The following is an 18,936-nucleotide window of genomic DNA, read 5'->3' as shown; positions in this document are numbered from 1 at the left end:
GTTGGGCAAATAAATGTATTGGTTTCTTTGATGTGTTGCAATCTATCTTCCAAACTATTAGGATATCCACTTAAACCACCTAAATGCTCAAAAGAGGTATAATTTGAATTAAAAATGAGTTCATCAGGCACATTAGCAGGAAAGTGTCCAGCGATTGGCAACTCATACTTTTTGCTTAATTCATCAAATCCCATAAAAGTGGCTTGATCTTTTATGCTTAGGATTTTAATAAAATCAAAACCGCTTTCTTTTGAGGTTTTTACATAATCTTCTATTTCTGCTGCGGTAAAATCATGTTGGCGACTTATTGGCGGTGGTGAAAGATATAGTTTTGGATACATCGCGTTTTTATTGTTATAGGTATTACGCCAATCTAAATGTTTCCAATCGCCACGCAAAGAACGTAATTTTGTAACCCCATTAATTAGATAAAATGCCATCATTCGCTCCATTTCAGTGTCATTTTCAGGAAAATGTACATGGGCATCTGCAAGTGAAGGCATGATGTATTTACCTTTGCCATCAATGACCAACATATCTTTATAGTTAGATTTTTTACTAGTGGAAATGGAACTTATTTTACCATTTTTTATAACAACATCTTGATTTTTAAGTATAGTTTCAGAAGTCATAGTAATGACAGAAATATTTTTGATGACCATATCCTGTCCTTTATTTTCAACCGCTTGCGAAAAGGAAAATAAAACTTGAAAGCTTAATGACAGTATTATAAGCAATTTTTTCATGCGAAGATTATTAGATTTACAAAGTTTACTTTTTATCAAAAGACCAAAGTAGGATTTTATCCATTGAAATCATCAGAAAAATCACAAGGTATTTAATGCCATATTTCAATAACATTAAAATTAGACACAAAAAAAACCCAAATGCAGAACACTTGGGTTTTTAAATATTAAATTTTTAAGCTTACTTTTCTACCTTAAAAGCATTCACTCCAGGAAAATAAGCCACATGGTCCAATTCTTCCTCAATACGCAACAATTGGTTGTATTTTGACATACGGTCACTTCGTGATGCTGAAGCTTTCTTATTTTTCGTAATGATAACGACAAGCGGCAATCAATAAGGAATGATTTTCGTATTTATATACCAATCTATGTTCTGATGTAATTCGCCTCGACCAATAACCTTGCAAACCGCCTTTTAAGGCTTCTGGTTTTCCAATACCTTCAAAAGGTGTTCTACTGCAACTTTTTATCAGTTCGTTGATGCGTTTCAGAATTTTCCTATCCACTTTCTGCCAATACAAATAATCTTCCCAAGAAGAAGAGGACCAAATTAATTGCATCTATTCAATCAACTTGTTATGAACACCGTTTCCAGCTTCCAATTCCTTAATGGATTCCAACAGTACATCTCTGTTTTTACCTGTCATCAAATAGGTCGTTTCTTTTAAAGAATTGTACTCGTCCAAAGAAATTAGAACAAGGTCCTTTCCGTTTTTTCGTTTGATAACGATGTCACTCACATCATTAATCACCTTATCAAACCAATGCTTTAGATTGGAACGAAACTCTGTATAATTTACTGTTTCCATAAAACAAAGATACGCAAAAGTACTTAATTGTGTACGTTTGCGTATCGTTAAATATCAAATCACTTTTTACTTTACCTTAAAAGCATTCACTCCAGGAAAATAAGCCACATTATCCAATTCCTCCTCAATGCGCAACAATTGGTTGTATTTTGACATACGATCGCTTCGTGATGCCGAGCCTGTTTTGATCTGTCCGCAGTTTAAAGCCACCGCCAAATCGGCAATGGTATAATCTTCAGTTTCTCCAGATCTGTGTGACATCACTGAGGTATAACCCGCATTATGCGCCATATTTACAGCAGCAATAGTTTCGGTCAACGTCCCAATTTGGTTCACTTTGATCAAAATTGAATTGGCAATTCCGTTTTCAATACCTCTTGACAAACGTTCTACATTGGTCACAAACAAATCGTCGCCTACCAATTGAACTTTGTTACCAATTTTTTCGGTCAGATATTTCCAACCTTCCCAATCGTTTTCGTCCATACCATCTTCAATAGAAATAATAGGGTATTTTGCTGTCAATTCTGCCAAATAATCGGCTTGCTCGGCACTTGTTCTTACTTTCCCAGAAGCACCTTCAAACTTGGTGTAATCGTATTTTCCGTCCACATAAAATTCTGCTGCAGCACAATCTAAAGCAATCATCACATCATCGCCTAAAGTATAACCAGCTTTTTCAACTGCTTTTTTAATGGTATCCAAAGCATCTTCCGTTCCGCCTTCAAGCGTTGGTGCAAATCCACCTTCATCACCTACAGCGGTACTTAAACCTCTATCGTGCAATACATTTTTTAAATGGTGAAAAATTTCTGTTCCCATTTGCATGGCATGCGTAAAATTCTTTGCCTTAACCGGCATAATCATAAATTCTTGAAATGCAATAGGCGCATCAGAATGTGAACCGCCGTTGATAATATTCATCATCGGCACTGGAAGCGTGTTGGCCGAAACACCACCCACATATCTGTACAACGGCATGCCCAACTCATTGGCTGCAGCTTTTGCTACCGCTAATGAAACTCCTAAAATAGCATTGGCGCCAAGTTTTGATTTGTTTGGCGTACCGTCCAAATCAATCATGAGTTGGTCTATTTTATTTTGCTCAAATATTGAAGTTCCCAAAAGTGCTTGGGCAATGATGGTATTGACATTTTCTACGGCATTAAGCACACCTTTACCCATTAATGCTTTTCCACCATCTCTAAGCTCTACAGCTTCATGTTCTCCGGTTGAAGCTCCAGAAGGCACCGCAGCGCGTCCCATAACACCGTTTTCGGTAATGACATCTACTTCAACAGTTGGATTACCACGTGAATCAAAAATTTGTCTTGCATGAATGTTAATGATGATACTCATTGTTATATTATTTATATGTTAATTTCTGTTTTTTTCGGGTGAAGTAATAAAGATTGCTCTTAAAAACACCTTCATCTTTATGCTAATTTACAAAATACTTCCGCTAAACTCGTATTGGCTTTCGGAATTACATTTTAAAGCAGCGATAATGTTTGCGCTATAAGAAAACCTCAAAAAAGACATTGTTTTTTTGAGGTTTTAGCACTATTTGTTTTTGATATTTTCTATAAACTGATCAAATAAGTAAGACGCATCATGCGGTCCCGGACTTGATTCAGGATGGTATTGTACTGAAAACACATTTTTTGATTTCATACGCAGACCAGCAACGGTATTATCATTGAGATGGACATGTGTAATTTCAATATCTGGATGGTTTTCTGTTTCCTCTCTATTGAGTGCAAAACCATGATTTTGAGAAGTGATCTCTCCTTTACCAGTAATCAAATTCTTCACAGGATGATTGATACCTCTGTGCCCATTATTCATTTTATAGGTTGAAATGCCATTGGCCAAACCAATAATTTGATGACCAAGACAAATTCCAAAAAGTGGCAAATTGCGTTTGATGATCTCTTGTGTTAAACTAATCACATCTTTTAACGGTTCTGGATCTCCAGGGCCATTTGAAAGAAAAAATCCGTCGGGTTTAAAAGCATTCATTTCATCAAAAGTGGCATTGTATGGAAATACTTTAATATAGACATCTTTATTTGCCAAATTGCGGAGAATATTCCTTTTGATTCCCAAATCTAAAGCAGCAACACGATAGGTAGCATTTTCATCTCCAACGAAATAAGGTTCTTTTGTGCTCACTTTTGATGCCAATTCCAAGCCTTTCATTTTTGGAACTTCTGCTAATTGCTTTTTTAATCCTTCAATATTATCAACTTCTGTAGAAATGACTGCATTCATAGCGCCATGATCACGAATATAGCTCACTAATGCACGGGTATCCACATCTGAAATGGCAAGTAGATTAAATTTATTGAAGAATTCCTCCAACGAACCATCAGCTCCGGGTCGCGAATAATTATAGCTAAAATTCTTACAGACCAATCCTGCGATTTGAATAGTATCAGATTCTACTTCATCGTCCTTAACACCATAACTTCCCAAATGTGCATTGGTAGCCACCATTAACTGTCCAAAATATGAAGGATCCGTAATGACCTCCTGATAGCCGGTGGCACCGGTATTGAAGCAAACTTCTCCAAATGCGGAGCCTTGCTTTCCGATTGATTTACCATGAAAAATGGTGCCATCTGCAAGAAGAATGATGGCTTTATGTCTATTAGTATATTTCAAAATAATAAATATTACTGGTTTAGTTGTAATTGTTTTAGCTCTGTTAGACCTACAAGCATTCAGACAATTTTAGACCTACAAGGTTTTTGAAACCTTGCAGGTCAGGTCGTTTTAGAAAGCTTATTGGTCAAGACAGGGTTAAAAGTTTTGCAAAATTGCATAAAAAAAAGGATAAACTAAAACGTATATCCTTTTTTATATTATAAATGATTACCCATTTATTCTTCCTCTTCGTTGGTTGCTTTTTTATCAACAACTGGAGCAGTTGTAGCAGCGGCGGCAGTTGTATCAACAACAGCATCCGATTTTTTAGAACGACCTCTACGAGTAGTTTTCTTTTTAGGTTGCTTATCGGCATTGTAGATTTCGTTGTAATCTACCAATTCGATCATTGCCATATCAGCATTATCACCCAAACGATTTCCTAATTTGATGATACGTGTGTATCCTCCTGGACGATCGCCTACTTTTGGTGCAACATCTCTGAACAATTCAGCTACCACTTCTTTTTGTCTCAAACGGCTATAAACAATACGTCTGTTGTGCGTCGTGTCTTCTTTAGACTTTGTAATCATTGGCTCAACAAATTGTTGTAAAGCTTTGGCTTTAGCAACCGTTGTGTTGATGCGCTTGTGCTCAATTAAAGAACAAGCCATATTAGCCAACATTGATTTTCTGTGTGCCGTTTTACGACTTAAATGGTTAAATTTCTTTCCGTGTCTCATGACATTTTGAATTTGACATCATCTTGCTTCATATCCGTCCGGAGAGCAAACTATGAGTCGTTAATAATAGTTTATTTTGAAAAAATCAGAAATCATCAATTGTAAATCTACAATCTAGTATTTTCTAGTCTTTATCTAATTTGTACTTGCTTAAATCCATTCCGAAGCTAAGGCCTTTAACACCTACAAGCTCTTCAAGCTCAGTTAGGGATTTTTTACCGAAGTTTCTGAATTTCATCAAATCATTTTTGTTATAGGCTACCAAATCTCCTAAAGTATCAACTTCGGCAGCTTTCAAACAGTTAAGCGCACGCACTGAAAGATCTAAATCAACCAATTTGGTTTTCAATAGTTGTCTCATGTGAAGTGACTCTTCATCATAAGTTTCAGTCTGAGCAATTTCATCTGCTTCTAACGTGATACGTTCATCGGAGAATAACATGAAGTGGTGGATTAAAATCTTAGCAGCTTCTGTCAGTGCATCTTTTGGGTTGATCGAACCGTCAGTGATGATTTCAAAAACTAGTTTTTCGTAGTCTGTTTTTTGTTCAACACGGAAGTTTTCAATACCGTACTTAACATTTCTGATTGGTGTAAAAATTGAATCTGTAAAGATAGTTCCGATTGGTGCAGATGCTTTTTTATTTTCTTCTGCTGGAACGTATCCTCTACCTTTTTCAATGGTCAACTCCATGTTGATGCTCACCTTAGGGTCCAAATTACAGATAACCAGATCTTTATTAAGCACTTCAAATCCAGAAATAAATTTCTGGAAATCACCGGCTGTAATTTGTTCTTGTCCTGAAATAGAAATTGTAACAGTTTCGTTATCAATTTCGTCAATTTGACGCTTAAAGTTAACTTGTTTTAAGTTTAATACAATTTCAGTAACATCTTCAACTACACCAGCAATTGTAGAAAACTCATGATCTACACCTTCAATTCTTACAGATGTAATCGCAAAACCTTCCAAAGAAGACAACAAAACTCTTCTTAAAGCATTACCTACAGTCAATCCATAGCCAGGCTCTAGAGGTCTGAATTCAAACTTCCCTTCAAAAGGAGTTGAATCAATCATAATCACTTTGTCGGGCTTTTGAAAATTTAATATTGCCATATTTGTGTTTTGTATCAGGTTATTATTTAGAATATAATTCAACGATAAATTGTTCGTTGATATTTTCTGGAATTTGGACTCTTGCAGGAACAGAAACAAATGTTCCTTCTTTAGTTTCATTATTCCAAGTTATCCACTCATAAACATGTGTTGAGTTAGACAATGAATTTTGAATAATTTCAAGAGATTTAGATTTTTCTCTAATGGCAACAACATCACCAGCTTTTAATTGATAAGAAGGGATGTTAACGATATCACCATTAACGGTAACGTGTCTGTGTGAAACCAATTGACGTGCACCACTACGAGATGGCGACAATCCCATTCTATAAACCACGTTATCTAAACGCGACTCACACAATTGTAGCAACACTTCACCAGTAATACCAGCTGCAGCAGTTGCTCTTTTGAACATGTTTCTGAATTGCTTTTCTAAAATACCATAGGTATATTTAGCTTTTTGTTTCTCCATCAATTGAATAGAGTATTCAGATTTTTTTCCACGACGTTTGTTTGCACCGTGTTGACCAGGAGGATAGTTTCTTTTCTCGAAAGCTTTGTCATCTCCGAAAATAGCTTCACCAAAGCGACGTGCTATTTTAGTTTTAGGACCAGTATATCTTGCCATTTTAAAATTTGATTTTGAGAGTGTTTGTGAATTAAGGTCTTAATCTATCCTTCGACAAACGTTGATCTCTCGTTTTTAATACTTGTTAATATTTTTTTTCAGTTTGCAAATTTACATATAAAAAATTAATATCAACCATATAAAATGATTGATATTAATTAAATACATATTATAAATTATACACGTCTACGTTTTGGAGGACGACAACCGTTGTGCGGCAGTGGAGTAATATCAACGATTTCTGTTACTTCAATCCCAGCATTGTGGATGGAACGGATAGCAGATTCTCTACCGTTACCAGGTCCTTTAACAAACACTTTTACCTTTTTCAACCCTGCTTCTTTAGCAACAGCAGCAGCATCCTCAGCAGCTACTTGAGCAGCATAAGGAGTGTTCTTTTTAGAGCCTCTAAAGCCCATTTTTCCTGCTGATGACCAAGAAACCACATCACCTTTTTTGTTTGTCAAAGAAATAATGATATTGTTGAATGAAGCTGCAATATGTGCCTCTCCAGTAGCTTCAACAATAACTTTACGTTTTTTAACTTTTGTACTTGACTTTGCCATAATTTTTAGTTTCTAGTTGTTAGCTTTTAGTTGTTAGAATCCTAGACTTTTACATTTCAGGCAGATTCATCTAACGCTCTAATCACTAATGACTAATGTCTTGTTATTATTTAGTTACTTTTTTCTTGTTAGCAACAGTTTTTCTTCTACCTTTTCGAGTTCTCGAATTGTTTTTGGTACGCTGACCTCTTAATGGAAGACCTGCCCTATGACGGATACCTCTGTAACATCCAATATCCATCAAACGTTTGATGTTTATTTGAATTTCTGAACGCAATTCTCCCTCAATAGTAAAAGCACCAACAGCCTCACGAATACCACTTATTTCGTCATCTGTCCAATCTTGAACTTTTGTGTTTTCATCAACTTTAGCTTGTGCTAAAATTGCTTTTGCTCTGCTTGCACCTATCCCGTAGATGTAAGTTAAGGAAACGACTCCTCTTTTCTGTTTTGGTATATCAACACCTGCAATTCTTGCCATAATTATCCTTGTCTTTGTTTGAATCTAGGATTCTTTTTGTTAATGACATAAAGTCTACCTTTTCTGCGCACTAGTTTACAGTCTGCGCTTCGTTTTTTAACTGATGCTCTTACTTTCATCTGTTTATATTATTAATACCTATAAGTTATGCGAGCCTTAGATAGATCATAAGGGCTCATTTCCAATTTTACTTTGTCCCCTGGTAACAATTTGATATAGTGCATACGCATCTTACCAGAGATATGCGCAGTTACAACGTGTCCATTTTCAAGTTCAACACGGAACATAGCATTAGATAATGCTTCTATGATTGATCCGTCTTGTTCTATTGCTGATTGTTTTGCCATTTTATTATTTTTAGTTATTAGTAGATAGATGGTAGTCTTTCCTTTTACATAATTAGAGCCACTAACCTCTAACCACTATCCTAAAGTTAAGCTATAGCTTTTCTGTTTTTCCCGGTTTTCATCAAACCATCGTAGTGCTTGTTCAACAAGTACGAATTGACCTGCTGCATAGTATCTATTGCAACACCAACCATAATCAATAAGGACGTACCTCCAAAAAACAATGCCCATCCTTGCTGAACCCCCATCAACTTAACTACAATTGCTGGGAACACAGCAATAAGTGCTAAAAAGATAGAACCAGGTAAGGTTATTTGTGACATTATCTTATCTAAGTATTCTGAAGTTTCGGTTCCTGGCCTAATGCCTGGAATAAAACCACCGCTACGTTTTAGATCATCTGCCATTTTATTGGTTGGCACCGTAATGGCTGTATAGAAATACGTAAAAACGATAATCAATAACGCAAATACAACATTGTACCACAAACCAAATATATCGGAGAAATTAGATTGTAACCATTGTCCAACAGCACCGTCACCCAATCCTTTACCAATTAAAGTAGGTACAAACATAATGGCTTGTGCAAAGATAATTGGCATAACTCCAGATGCGTTCAATTTTAAAGGTAAAAACTGTCGAGATCCAAATACGTTTTTCTCATAACCACCAGAAGCGGTACGACGTGCATATTGAACTGCTATTTTACGAACAGCCATAACCAACATGATTGACAATAGGATGATCACAAACCAAATTACCAATTCGATTAAAATCATCATTAACCCACCACTTCCTTCCATTCTTGAAGCAAAGTTTTGAAGAAATGATTCTGGCATTCTAGCAATAATACCAACCATAATCAATAAGGAAATACCGTTACCGATACCTTTATCAGTAATTTTCTCACCAAGCCACATTGCAAAAACACAACCGGTAATCAATATAATTACTGACGACACGTAAAACATAGTCCCTGTGCCCAATAAAAATGCACTTGAAGGAATGCCTAACGCAGGTAAACTGGCTAAATATCCAGGAGCTTGAACCAAACAGATACCAATAGTCAACCATCGTGTAATTTGTGTTATTTTCTTTTGGCCACTGGCACCATCCTTCTGTAATTTTTGAAGATATGGTATGGCAATTCCCATTAACTGAACTACAATTGACGCCGAAATGTAAGGCATGATCCCCAATGCAAATACCGAAGCATTAGCAAAGGCTCCACCGGTAAACGCATTAAGAAGTCCTAAAATACCTTGGTCCGTACTATCGGCCAAAGCACCTAACTGACTTGCATCGATACCTGGTAAAACGACTTGAGCACCAAAACGATAAACTAAAAGAAGACCAAGCGTAAGCATGATTCTATCTTTTAGTTCTGTTATTTTCCAAACATTTTTTAAAGTCTCTATAAATTTCATCCTCTAAATGGTCTTATAAAGTTACAGCTTCTCCTCCTGCAGCTTCAATAGCAGCTTTTGCTGAAGCAGTAAATTTATGAGCAGTTACCTTCAATTTTGATTTCAGTTCACCACGACCCAAGATTTTAACAAGATCATTCTTGTGAACAATACCTAGTTCAAGTAGATCATTCAAATCAACAGTATCTGTAATGATCTTATCATCTACCAACGCTTGTAACTTATCCAAGTTCACACCTTGATATTCTACACGGTTGATATTATTAAATCCAAATTTAGGCACACGTCTCTGAAGTGGCATTTGCCCTCCTTCAAAACCTATTTTCTTAGAGTAACCTGAACGGGATTTGGCACCTTTGTGACCGCGTGTTGCAGTACCACCTTTACCAGAACCTTGTCCTCTACCTACTCTTTTACCTTGATTTTTAACTGACCCTTCAGCCGGTTTTAAATTACTTAAATCCATTCTTATGCTGTATTATTTTGTCTCTTCTACAGAAACTAAATGTTGAACTTTATTAATCATTCCAAGGATACTTGGCGTGTCATCATGCTCAACAACCTGATTCATTTTATGCAATCCTAAAGATTCTAAAATTCGCTTCTGTCTCAGCGTACGGTTGATAGCACTTTTTACTTTTTTTACTTTAATCTTTGCCATTATTGTATTGATTAACCGTTAAATACTTTTTCAAGTGAAATTCCTCTATCTCTAGCTACAGTGCCTGGATCTCTAAGGTTCAACAACGCATCAAAAGTTGCTTTTACAACGTTATGAGGGTTTGATGATCCTTGAGATTTTGAAAGTACATCATGCACTCCAACAGCCTCCAAAACAGTTCTTACAGCACCACCGGCAATAACTCCCGTACCTTCACAAGCAGGAATTATATTTACACGAGCACCACCGTATTTACCTTTTTGTTCGTGAGGTAATGTTTTTTTGAAAATCGGAATTCTCACTAAGTTTTTCTTGGCATCTTCAATACCTTTTGCAATAGCGGTGGCCACATCTTTAGATTTGCCTAAACCATGTCCTACTACACCAGCTTCATCTCCAACCACAACAATGGCTGAAAAACCAAAAGCTCTACCTCCCTTAGTAACTTTAGTAACTCTTTGCACACCAATTAGGTGATCTTTAAGATCTAAACCACTTGGTTTTACTAGTTCTACGTTTTTATATTTTTGATACATAATGTCTTAAAATTTTAGTCCTGCTTCTCTAGCACCTTCTGCCAATGATTTTACTCTTCCGTGATATAGATATCCTCCTCTATCAAAAGCAATAGTTTCAACACCAGCTTTCAATGCTTTTTCGCCAAGGGCTTTACCAACTAGGTTGGCAATTTCCATCTTGGTTCCTTTCGCTGAACTAATGTCTTTATCTCTTGAAGATGCAGCACTAATAGTATTACCAGTTACATCGTCTATTATTTGAGCATAAATTTCTTTATTGCTTCTAAACACAGCCAATCGTGGTCTTGCTTCTGTTCCAGAAACTACCTTACGAATTCTGTTTTTAATTCTTAATCTTCTTTGATTTTTTGTCAATGCCATAATTAAACGATTATGCTGATTTACCTGCTTTTCTTCTTAATTCTTCTCCTACAAACTTAATTCCTTTTCCTTTGTAAGGCTCTGGTTTTCTGTAGCTACGGATTTTCGCAGCAACCTGACCTACCAGTTGTTTGTCATGGGAAGTTAACTTAACGATTGGATTTTTTCCTTTTTCAGAGATTGTTTCCACCTTTACTTCAGGTGCTACTTCCAAAACAATATTATGGGAAAAACCTAAAGCCAAATCTAATCTCTGACCTTGGTTTGTCGCTCTATAACCTACTCCTACCAATTCCAATTGTTTGGTCCAACCTTCAGAAACTCCGAGGACCATATTTCTTACCAATGATCGGTATAGACCATGGTTAGTTCTTGCTTCTTTACTATCTGATGGGCGTGCCACTAACACTTGTCCATCTTCAACAGTAATTTCAACGTTTGAGAACGTTTGGCTCAATTCACCTAATTTACCTTTAACGGTAACTACATTGTCTTTGACGTCTATGGTAACCCCTTGAGGGATTGCTACTGGATTATTTCCTATTCTTGACATATTTTCCCTTTTTTAGTAAACGTAGCATAATAATTCACCACCAACTTTTTTATTCTGCGCTTGCTTTCCTGTCATCACTCCATAAGAAGTTGAAACGATGGCAATCCCAAGTCCGTTAAGGATTCTTGGCATTTCTTGCGAGCCTGCGTATTTACGTAAACCTGGTTTACTGATTCTTTGAATTTCTCTGATCACCGGTTCTTTGGTTTCTTTGTTGTACTTAAGTGCTATTTTAATAGAACCCTGTACGGTAGAGTCATCAAACTTGTAACTTAAAATATATCCTTGATCGAATAATATTTTAGTAATTTCTTTTTTCAGATTTGATGCAGGAATTTCAACAACACGATGGTTGGCTTTTACTGCATTTCTAATTCTAGTTAGATAATCTGCGATTGGATCTGTATTCATTTATATTAAATTGCGGACGTGGTTTTTGGTTCTCCCCAAACCTATGTCCAGTTTATACTCTTTATTACCAGCTTGCTTTTCTTACACCTGGTATCAACCCTTGGTTTGCCATTTCACGGAATGTAACACGAGAAATTCCGAAAGTACGAATGTACCCTCTTGGTCTTCCGGTCAATTTACAACGGTTATGCAAACGTACAGGTGATGCATTTCTTGGTAGCTTTTGTAGTGCTTCATAATCGCCAGCTTCTTTCAAAGCTTTACGTTTTTCAGCATACTTATCTACAATTCTTTGTCTTTTCACCTCACGGGCTTTCATTGATTCTTTAGCCATATCTTAATTCTTTTGAAAAGGTAAACCTAATTCTGTTAATAGCGATTTTGCTTCTTTATCTGTGTCAGCAGAAGTTACAAAGGTAATATCCATTCCAGAAATATTGTTGATTTTATCAATATCTATTTCAGGGAATATAATTTGCTCAGTAACACCAAGGTTATAATTACCTCTACCGTCAAAACCTGTTGCTTTGATACCGTTAAAGTCTCTTACACGTGGTAAAGCTGCTGTGACCAAGCGGTCCAAAAACTCATACATTTGCTCACCGCGCAAAGTTACTCTGGCACCTACCGGCATCCCTTTACGTAATTTAAACGATGCGATATCCTTTTTGGAAAGTGTTGGAACAGCTTTCTGACCAGAAATTTTGGTCAATTCTTCCACAGCATGATCCACCAATTTTTTATCCGCAACCGCTGCACCTACACCTTTAGATATCACTATCTTTTTAAGTTTAGGTACTTGCATTACGTTTTTATATCCGAATTCTTCTGTAAGAGCAGAAACAACTTTGTCCTGGTACTCTTGTTTTAATCTTGGAATATAGGCCATAACTAAATTACTTCATTTGATTTTTTAGAAAATCTCACTTTTTTATCACCTTCCATTCTATATCCGACTCTTGTAGTTTCGCCTTTTTTGTTCAAAAGAGAAACGTTGGAAATATGGATCGGTGCTTCTTTCTCAACAATGCCACCTTGAGGACTTTGTGCACTTGGCTTCGTATGTTTCTTAACCATGTTCACGCCTTCAACGATCACTTTGTTTTTTTCTTTTAAGACCTTTACAACTTTACCTTCAACACCTTTATGGTCTCCGGCAATAATTTGTACTGTATCTCCCGATTTAATTTTAAATTTTGTTGTCATCTTTATCTGGTTTTACAACACTTCAGGTGCTAATGATACAATTTTCATGAATTGTTTATCACGAAGTTCTCTTGCTACTGGTCCAAAAACACGTGTGCCTCTCATTTCACCTTGCGGGTTTAAAAGCACGCAAGCGTTATCATCAAATCTGATATAAGATCCATCAGGACGTCTTACCTCTTTCTTGGTACGTACAACAACAGCTGTAGAAACAGCTCCTTTTTTCACGCTACCGTTAGGCGTTGCATCTTTAACAGAAACAACAATCTTATCTCCTAAAGAAGCATATCTTCTATTGGTACCACCTAAAACACGAATGGTCAAAACTTCTTTTGCTCCTGTGTTATCAGCTACTTTTAATCTTGATTCTTGTTGTAACATAATTATTTCGCTCTTTCAATTATTTCTACCAATCTCCAACATTTAGATTTTGATAAAGGTCGTGTTTCCATAATCCTTACAGTATCTCCAATGTTACAGTCATTTGTTTCGTCGTGGGCAACGTATTTTTTCGTTTTCAACACGAATTTTCCATACATAGGATGCTTTACTTTCTTAACTTCTGCAACAACGATGGATTTCATCATTTTGTTACTAGTTACTACTCCTATACGTTCTTTTCTTAAGTTTCTTTTTTCCATCTTTCCGCGGGAATACAAATTATTGTAGTTCTCTTTTAGTTAATTCGGTTGCAATTCTTGCTACTGAACGTCTTACGTTGCGCAATTGAATTGGATTTTCTAATGGAGAAATAGCATGTGCCATGTTCAGCTCAGCATAACTCTTTTTAGTTTCACCTAACTTTTCTTGTAATTCAGCTGTAGAAAGCTGTTTAATTTCTGATTGCTTCATAATATCAATTATATTAAGCTCCGTAATCTCTAGCGATTAAGAATTTTGTTTTAACAGGTAACTTTTGAGCTGCCAAACGTAATGCTTCTTTTGCAACGTCCAATGGCACGCCTCCTACTTCAAACATCACTCTACCTGGCCTAACTCTTGCCACCCAATATTCTACAGCACCTTTACCTTTACCCATACGCACTTCAAGAGGTTTTTTGGTAATAGGCTTGTCCGGAAATATTTTAATCCAAAGTTGCCCTTCTCTTTTCATATAACGTGTAGCTGCAATACGAGCTGCTTCAATTTGACGAGATGTTAAAAACATGCCCGTTTCGTGTACCGATTTAATACCGAACGTTCCATTTGAAAGTTCATGTCCTCTACCGCTATTTCCTTTCATGCGGCCTTTATGCTGCTTACGGAATTTTGTCTTTCTAGGTTGTAACATTTTTCTTTTACTTTAAAAATTACTTTCTACGACGGGACTTATTAGCGTTCCCACCTCGTTTTGGCGCTTCAGATCCTGATTTGCCTCCTTGTTTTTTGGATAAACCAACTAACGGAGAAAGATCTCTTTTACCATAAACTTCACCTTTCATGATCCAAACTTTAACACCTAATCTACCGTAAGTAGTATGTGCCTCAACTAAAGCATAGTCAATATCGGCTCTAAAAGTAGATAATGGAATTCTTCCTTCTTTGTAGTGCTCAGAACGCGCCATCTCAGCACCGTTCAAACGACCACTAATCTGGATCTTGATTCCTTCTGCGTTCATACGCATTGTTGCAGCAATTGCCATTTTGATGGCACGTCTGTAAGAAATACGATTCTCGATTTGACGAGCAACGCTAGATGCAACTAAAAACGCATCCAATTCTGGTCTCTTGATCTCAAAGATGTTCAGTTGAACTTCCTTATCTGTAATTTTCTTAAGCTCTTCTTTCAACTTGTCTACCTCTTGGCCACCTTTCCCGATAATGATACCAGGTCTTGCCGTAGTGATAGTAACGGTTACAAGTTTAAGCGTACGCTCAATAATTACTCTTGACACACTTGCTTTAGATAAACGAGCGTGAACATATTTTCTAATCTTATCGTCTTCAGCAAGTTTATCTCCATAATCATTGCCACCATACCAGTTAGACTCCCATCCTCTGATAATTCCTAAACGATTTCCGATCGGATTTGTCTTTTGTCCCATATCTCTATTTAAGCTTGTGTGTTATTGTTTGCTCCTATAACCACTGTAACGTGGTTGGAACGTTTTCTAATTCTGTGTGCACGACCTTGTGGTGCTGGACGCAATCTTTTCAACATTGCTCCACCATCAACTCGAATCTCTTTTACGTACAACTCTGCATCTTCAATACTTGCATCCTCGTTTTTGGCTTGCCAGTTGGCAATCGCTGACAGTACCAGCTTTTCTAAACGTCGTGATGCCTCTTTTGGATTAAATCTTAAGATATTAAGAGCCATTTCTGCCTTTTGTCCTCTAACCAAATCCGCCACTAAGCGCATTTTTCTAGGCGATGTAGGACAGTTATTAAGCTTTGCAAAAGCAATGTGCTTTTTTTCTTCCTTAATAGCGTCTGCCATTTGTTTTTTACGACTTCCCATAGCTCTACTTATTTTTTACCTTTATTTTTAGCACCAGCGTGACCTCTAAACGATCGTGTTGGTGAAAACTCTCCTAATTTGTGCCCTACCATATTCTCAGTTATATAAACTGGTACAAATTGACGGCCATTGTGAACAGCAATTGTTTGTCCAACAAAATCAGGTGAAATCATTGAGGCTCTTGACCATGTTTTGATTACCGTTTTTTTGTTTGAAGCCACATTCTCTTCAACTTTTTTACTCAATTTATAATGGATGTAAGGTCCCTTTTTTAATGAACGTGCCATATTATATCAATTATTTCTTTCTACGTTCTACAATATACTTGTTACTTGCTTTGGTCTTGCTTCGGGTTCTATAACCTTTAGCTGGAATACCATTTCTTGATCTTGGATGACCTCCTGAAGCTTTACCTTCACCACCACCCATTGGGTGATCGATCGGGTTCATAACTACAGGTCGTACTCTTGGTCGTCTTCCTAACCATCTTGTTCTACCTGCTTTACCAGATACAATCAATTGATGGTCATGGTTAGACACAGCTCCAATAGTAGCCATACATTCTACAAGAATCAAACGGGTTTCACCAGAAGGCAATTTCACCGAAGCAAACTTACCATCTCTCGCCATAAGCTGGGCAAACGCACCAGCACTTCTTGCCATGATAGCTCCTTGACCAGGACGTAATTCAATACATGAAATAATAGTACCTAGTGGAATGTATTTTAAAGCCATTGCATTTCCAATTTCAGGAGCAACACCTTCAGCACCAGAAACTAATTTCTGTCCTACTTGCAATCCCGCTTGGGCAATGATATAACGCTTTTCACCATCTTGATAGTTCAAAAGCGCAATAAACGCAGTTCTGTTAGGATCATACTCGATAGATGCAACCTCTGCAGGAATACCCGCTTTGTTACGTTTGAAATCGATAATACGATATCTTCTTTTATGACCTCCACCAATTTGGCGCATGGTCATTTTTCCCTGACTGTTTCTACCACCAGATCGCGTGTTCGGAGCGAGTAAACTCTTCTCCGGCTTGTCAGTAGTAATGGCGTCAAACCCATTTACTACTCTAAATCGCTGCGCTGATGTGATTGGTTTTAATTTTCTTACTGACATTCTTGTCTAATTACATGTTAGTGTATAAATCAATCGTTTCACCTTCCGCCAGTTGTACAATTGCTTTTTTAACAGCATTTGTTTTACCATGCTGAATACCTGTCTTAGTGTGACGGGTTCTTCTATCTGGACGGACATTTATAGTACGAACTTTTTCAACGGAAACGCCATAAGCAGCTTCCACCGCTTTTTTGATTTCAACCTTGTTCGCCTTCGTATTTACCTGGAAACTATAACAGTTGTTCAACTCACTATTCATAGTTGCTTTTTCGGTAATAATAGGTTTAATTAAGATACTCATGTTTCCTTATTTACTTAAATTCGATTCAATTCCTTCTATCGAACTTTCAAGAAGGACTAATTTATTTGCATTCAAAATTTTGTAAGTGCTTAATTCCGAATTTGTTACAACTTCAGAACTTTTTAAATTACGTGAGGACAAATATACATTATTATTTGACCCGCCCAACACAAACAAAGTTTTTTTGTTCTCAACACCCAACGCTTTCAATACGTTAGTGAAGTTTTTGGTTTTTGGAGTATCAAAATTGAAGTCTTCCATAACCACAATAGAATTGTCTTTAGCTTTCATTGTCAAGGCCGATTTACGTGCTAAACGCTTAAGACCTTTGTTCAATTTGAAGCTGTAGTTTCTTGGTCTTGGACCAAAAATACGTCCACCTCCTGTAAAAACACCAGACTTGATAGATCCTGCACGAGCAGTACCAGTTCCTTTTTGTTTTTTGATCTTACGTGTACTTCCCGACACTTCAGCTCTTTCTTTAGCCTTATGCGTACCTTGACGTTGATTAGCAAGATATTGCTTAACATCTAAGTAAACCGCATGGTTATTAGGCTCAATAGCAAACACATCTGCAGAAAGTTCAACCTCTCTACCTGTGCTTTTTCCGTTTATATCTACAACTGCTACTTTCATTATTTCTGAATAATTACATAAGAGTTTTTATGGCCAGGAACACAACCTTTAACCACAAGTAAGTTCTTTTCAGGAACTACTTTGTAAACTTTTAAATTTTCAACATTCACTCTTTCACCGCCCATACGGCCACCCATCTTGATACCTTTGAATATCCTACCAGGATAAGAAGCTGCTCCTACTGAACCCGGTGATCTCAACATACTTTGTTGACCGTGTGTTCTTTCAGAACCAGCAAATCCATGACGTTTTACAACCCCTTGGAATCCTTTTCCTTTAGATGTACCCGTAACATCAACGTATTCACCTTCAATAAAGTGATCTACAGTGATGGTATCACCTAATTTGTAACTTTCTTCAAATCCTCGGAATTCAACGACTTTTCTTTTAACAGAAGTACCAGCTTTCTTAGCATGACCTGCTTCAGCTTTTGTGGCGCTTTTCTCTGTCTTGTCATCGAAACCAAGTTGAAGAGCACTATACCCGTCAACCTCTTCGGTTCTGACTTGGGTAACGATACATGGACCAACCTCGAGAACTGTACATGGAATGTTTTTTCCATTTTCATCGAAGATGCTGGTCATACCGATTTTTTTTCCAATTAACCCAGACATAATTATTATTTATTGATTATTATTAAACTACTACTTAAATGTTGTACGTAATGCCGCCGGCGACACCGCTATGGTATTTAAAAAATTCAGGGCCAAAAATACTTCAGCCCTGAATGTATTTTTTACCGTTTTTCCTTCGCACGCAGCTTAGGACATGTACCTCGCAAAAGAGGGAGTCTGTCAGTCAAGAAGCAATTGCCATTTGGCCTTGAGACACCTGCCTTCGCAGGTATGGGATTATACTTTAATCTCTACTTCTACACCACTTGGTAACTCAAGCTTCATCAAAGCATCAATTGTTTTTGATGAAGAGCTATAAATATCCAAAAGTCTTTTGTAAGAACTTAATTGGAACTGCTCTCTAGCTTTCTTGTTAACGTGTGGAGAACGTAATACAGTGAAAATTTTCTTGTGCGTTGGTAATGGAATTGGTCCCGTTACTACAGCTCCAGTGCTTTTTACTGTTTTTACAATCTTGTCAGCAGATTTGTCCACTAAACTGTGATCGTAAGATTTTAGTTTTATTCTAATTTTTTGACTCATTTTCTTAAAA

The 18,936-nt window shown here is 36.9% G+C and carries 34 protein-coding genes and 1 pseudogene; all 35 read right to left on the bottom strand.

Translation table 11 applies throughout. From position 1 onward, the window contains the following. Nucleotides 1–746: amidohydrolase family protein (locus VNJ50_RS01270; protein ID WP_414652850.1), on the bottom strand; the 746-nt coding region annotated here is incomplete at its 3' end. 181 nt (nt 747–927) lie between these two features. Next, nucleotides 928–1,050, bottom strand: a pseudogene (locus VNJ50_RS01265) (hypothetical protein); the annotation flags it as partial. Next, nucleotides 1,049–1,309: a Txe/YoeB family addiction module toxin gene (locus VNJ50_RS01260; RefSeq protein ID WP_325578294.1), complete on the bottom strand. Its 261-nt coding sequence runs from the start codon at nt 1,307–1,309 to the stop codon at nt 1,049–1,051. The gene VNJ50_RS01260 and the pseudogene VNJ50_RS01265, both read right to left, overlap by 2 nt. After that, nucleotides 1,310–1,558, bottom strand: a complete 249-nt coding sequence (locus VNJ50_RS01255) for a type II toxin-antitoxin system Phd/YefM family antitoxin (protein ID WP_325578292.1) — start codon at nt 1,556–1,558, stop codon at nt 1,310–1,312. A 66-nt stretch (nt 1,559–1,624) separates the two neighbouring features. Then, on the bottom strand, nt 1,625–2,917 hold the full coding sequence (gene eno / locus VNJ50_RS01250; protein ID WP_325578290.1) for a phosphopyruvate hydratase: 1,293 nt from the start codon (nt 2,915–2,917) through the stop codon (nt 1,625–1,627). 204 nt (nt 2,918–3,121) lie between these two features. Further along, on the bottom strand, nt 3,122–4,225 hold the full coding sequence (gene carA / locus VNJ50_RS01245) for a glutamine-hydrolyzing carbamoyl-phosphate synthase small subunit (protein WP_325578288.1): 1,104 nt from the start codon (nt 4,223–4,225) through the stop codon (nt 3,122–3,124). A 218-nt stretch (nt 4,226–4,443) separates the two neighbouring features. After that, entirely contained in the window at nt 4,444–4,950 is a 507-nt protein-coding gene (rplQ, locus tag VNJ50_RS01240; protein WP_325578286.1) for a 50S ribosomal protein L17, read from the bottom strand. Nucleotides 4,951–5,074: 124 nt separating this feature from the next. Then, nucleotides 5,075–6,067, bottom strand: coding sequence for a DNA-directed RNA polymerase subunit alpha (locus VNJ50_RS01235; RefSeq protein ID WP_325578284.1), 993 nt, complete (start codon nt 6,065–6,067; stop codon nt 5,075–5,077). Between the two features lie 22 nt (nt 6,068–6,089). Next, nucleotides 6,090–6,695, bottom strand: a complete 606-nt coding sequence (gene rpsD / locus VNJ50_RS01230; protein ID WP_325578282.1) for a 30S ribosomal protein S4 — start codon at nt 6,693–6,695, stop codon at nt 6,090–6,092. A 176-nt stretch (nt 6,696–6,871) separates the two neighbouring features. Continuing rightward, on the bottom strand, nt 6,872–7,261 hold the full coding sequence (rpsK, locus tag VNJ50_RS01225) for a 30S ribosomal protein S11 (protein ID WP_325578280.1): 390 nt from the start codon (nt 7,259–7,261) through the stop codon (nt 6,872–6,874). Between the two features lie 106 nt (nt 7,262–7,367). Beyond that, on the bottom strand, nt 7,368–7,742 hold the full coding sequence (gene rpsM, locus VNJ50_RS01220) for a 30S ribosomal protein S13 (protein ID WP_325578279.1): 375 nt from the start codon (nt 7,740–7,742) through the stop codon (nt 7,368–7,370). A 2-nt stretch (nt 7,743–7,744) separates the two neighbouring features. Further along, nucleotides 7,745–7,861 carry a type B 50S ribosomal protein L36 gene (gene ykgO / locus VNJ50_RS01215; protein WP_008269159.1) on the bottom strand — a complete coding sequence of 39 codons (117 nt, stop codon included), beginning with the start codon at nt 7,859–7,861 and terminating at the stop codon, nt 7,745–7,747. A gap of 12 nt (nt 7,862–7,873) precedes the next feature. After that, the gene (gene infA / locus VNJ50_RS01210; protein WP_013549436.1) at nt 7,874–8,089 is read right to left on the bottom strand and encodes a translation initiation factor IF-1; all 216 of its coding nucleotides are present in this window, start codon (nt 8,087–8,089) and stop codon (nt 7,874–7,876) included. Between the two features lie 86 nt (nt 8,090–8,175). Next, nucleotides 8,176–9,516: a preprotein translocase subunit SecY gene (secY, locus tag VNJ50_RS01205; RefSeq protein ID WP_325578266.1), complete on the bottom strand. Its 1,341-nt coding sequence runs from the start codon at nt 9,514–9,516 to the stop codon at nt 8,176–8,178. 13 nt (nt 9,517–9,529) lie between these two features. Then, entirely contained in the window at nt 9,530–9,982 is a 453-nt protein-coding gene (gene rplO / locus VNJ50_RS01200) for a 50S ribosomal protein L15 (RefSeq protein WP_325578264.1), read from the bottom strand. Nucleotides 9,983–9,994: 12 nt separating this feature from the next. Next, nucleotides 9,995–10,177 carry a 50S ribosomal protein L30 gene (rpmD, locus tag VNJ50_RS01195; protein ID WP_325578262.1) on the bottom strand — a complete coding sequence of 61 codons (183 nt, stop codon included), beginning with the start codon at nt 10,175–10,177 and terminating at the stop codon, nt 9,995–9,997. An 11-nt stretch (nt 10,178–10,188) separates the two neighbouring features. Then, nucleotides 10,189–10,713 carry a 30S ribosomal protein S5 gene (gene rpsE, locus VNJ50_RS01190; RefSeq protein ID WP_325578260.1) on the bottom strand — a complete coding sequence of 175 codons (525 nt, stop codon included), beginning with the start codon at nt 10,711–10,713 and terminating at the stop codon, nt 10,189–10,191. Nucleotides 10,714–10,719: 6 nt separating this feature from the next. Next, nucleotides 10,720–11,076, bottom strand: a complete 357-nt coding sequence (gene rplR / locus VNJ50_RS01185) for a 50S ribosomal protein L18 (protein WP_325578257.1) — start codon at nt 11,074–11,076, stop codon at nt 10,720–10,722. Nucleotides 11,077–11,086: 10 nt separating this feature from the next. Further along, the gene (gene rplF, locus VNJ50_RS01180; RefSeq protein WP_325578255.1) at nt 11,087–11,629 is read right to left on the bottom strand and encodes a 50S ribosomal protein L6; all 543 of its coding nucleotides are present in this window, start codon (nt 11,627–11,629) and stop codon (nt 11,087–11,089) included. A 12-nt stretch (nt 11,630–11,641) separates the two neighbouring features. Then, a complete protein-coding gene (rpsH, locus tag VNJ50_RS01175; protein ID WP_325578253.1) occupies nt 11,642–12,040 on the bottom strand; it encodes a 30S ribosomal protein S8 in 399 nt (132 codons plus the stop codon). Nucleotides 12,041–12,104: 64 nt separating this feature from the next. Next, on the bottom strand, nt 12,105–12,374 hold the full coding sequence (gene rpsN / locus VNJ50_RS01170; protein WP_325578251.1) for a 30S ribosomal protein S14: 270 nt from the start codon (nt 12,372–12,374) through the stop codon (nt 12,105–12,107). A gap of 3 nt (nt 12,375–12,377) precedes the next feature. Next, the gene (gene rplE, locus VNJ50_RS01165; RefSeq protein ID WP_325578249.1) at nt 12,378–12,929 is read right to left on the bottom strand and encodes a 50S ribosomal protein L5; all 552 of its coding nucleotides are present in this window, start codon (nt 12,927–12,929) and stop codon (nt 12,378–12,380) included. 2 nt (nt 12,930–12,931) lie between these two features. After that, nucleotides 12,932–13,246 (bottom strand): 50S ribosomal protein L24, encoded by a 315-nt coding sequence (rplX, locus tag VNJ50_RS01160; protein WP_325578247.1) that lies wholly within the window; start codon nt 13,244–13,246, stop codon nt 12,932–12,934. Between the two features lie 12 nt (nt 13,247–13,258). Then, entirely contained in the window at nt 13,259–13,627 is a 369-nt protein-coding gene (gene rplN, locus VNJ50_RS01155; protein WP_325578245.1) for a 50S ribosomal protein L14, read from the bottom strand. Between the two features lie 2 nt (nt 13,628–13,629). Then, entirely contained in the window at nt 13,630–13,887 is a 258-nt protein-coding gene (rpsQ, locus tag VNJ50_RS01150; protein WP_325578243.1) for a 30S ribosomal protein S17, read from the bottom strand. A 19-nt stretch (nt 13,888–13,906) separates the two neighbouring features. Beyond that, on the bottom strand, nt 13,907–14,098 hold the full coding sequence (gene rpmC, locus VNJ50_RS01145; RefSeq protein WP_325578242.1) for a 50S ribosomal protein L29: 192 nt from the start codon (nt 14,096–14,098) through the stop codon (nt 13,907–13,909). A 13-nt stretch (nt 14,099–14,111) separates the two neighbouring features. Further along, a complete protein-coding gene (rplP, locus tag VNJ50_RS01140; protein WP_325578240.1) occupies nt 14,112–14,537 on the bottom strand; it encodes a 50S ribosomal protein L16 in 426 nt (141 codons plus the stop codon). Nucleotides 14,538–14,556: 19 nt separating this feature from the next. Next, nucleotides 14,557–15,291, bottom strand: coding sequence for a 30S ribosomal protein S3 (rpsC, locus tag VNJ50_RS01135; protein WP_325578238.1), 735 nt, complete (start codon nt 15,289–15,291; stop codon nt 14,557–14,559). Nucleotides 15,292–15,299: 8 nt separating this feature from the next. Then, complete coding sequence (rplV, locus tag VNJ50_RS01130) at nt 15,300–15,707, bottom strand: 50S ribosomal protein L22 (RefSeq protein WP_325578236.1); 408 nt, start codon at nt 15,705–15,707, stop codon at nt 15,300–15,302. 8 nt (nt 15,708–15,715) lie between these two features. Continuing rightward, nucleotides 15,716–15,994 carry a 30S ribosomal protein S19 gene (gene rpsS / locus VNJ50_RS01125; RefSeq protein WP_163517581.1) on the bottom strand — a complete coding sequence of 93 codons (279 nt, stop codon included), beginning with the start codon at nt 15,992–15,994 and terminating at the stop codon, nt 15,716–15,718. A gap of 10 nt (nt 15,995–16,004) precedes the next feature. After that, nucleotides 16,005–16,832 carry a 50S ribosomal protein L2 gene (rplB, locus tag VNJ50_RS01120; protein WP_325578232.1) on the bottom strand — a complete coding sequence of 276 codons (828 nt, stop codon included), beginning with the start codon at nt 16,830–16,832 and terminating at the stop codon, nt 16,005–16,007. A gap of 10 nt (nt 16,833–16,842) precedes the next feature. Beyond that, on the bottom strand, nt 16,843–17,133 hold the full coding sequence (rplW, locus tag VNJ50_RS01115) for a 50S ribosomal protein L23 (protein WP_325578230.1): 291 nt from the start codon (nt 17,131–17,133) through the stop codon (nt 16,843–16,845). Between the two features lie 6 nt (nt 17,134–17,139). Continuing rightward, nucleotides 17,140–17,769 carry a 50S ribosomal protein L4 gene (rplD, locus tag VNJ50_RS01110; protein WP_325578228.1) on the bottom strand — a complete coding sequence of 210 codons (630 nt, stop codon included), beginning with the start codon at nt 17,767–17,769 and terminating at the stop codon, nt 17,140–17,142. Continuing rightward, a complete protein-coding gene (gene rplC / locus VNJ50_RS01105; protein WP_325578226.1) occupies nt 17,769–18,383 on the bottom strand; it encodes a 50S ribosomal protein L3 in 615 nt (204 codons plus the stop codon). The genes rplD and rplC overlap by 1 nt, the downstream gene beginning before the upstream one ends. Before the next feature lie 237 nt (nt 18,384–18,620). Next, nucleotides 18,621–18,926 (bottom strand): 30S ribosomal protein S10, encoded by a 306-nt coding sequence (gene rpsJ, locus VNJ50_RS01100; RefSeq protein WP_129018480.1) that lies wholly within the window; start codon nt 18,924–18,926, stop codon nt 18,621–18,623. Nucleotides 18,927–18,936 lie beyond the last annotated feature (10 nt).

This window comes from Gelidibacter sp. (genome assembly GCF_035577925.1).
Classification (GTDB): domain Bacteria; phylum Bacteroidota; class Bacteroidia; order Flavobacteriales; family Flavobacteriaceae; genus Gelidibacter.
The sequence above is the reverse complement of the archived record's forward strand: the minus strand, read 5'-3'. Positions and strand labels throughout refer to the sequence as shown.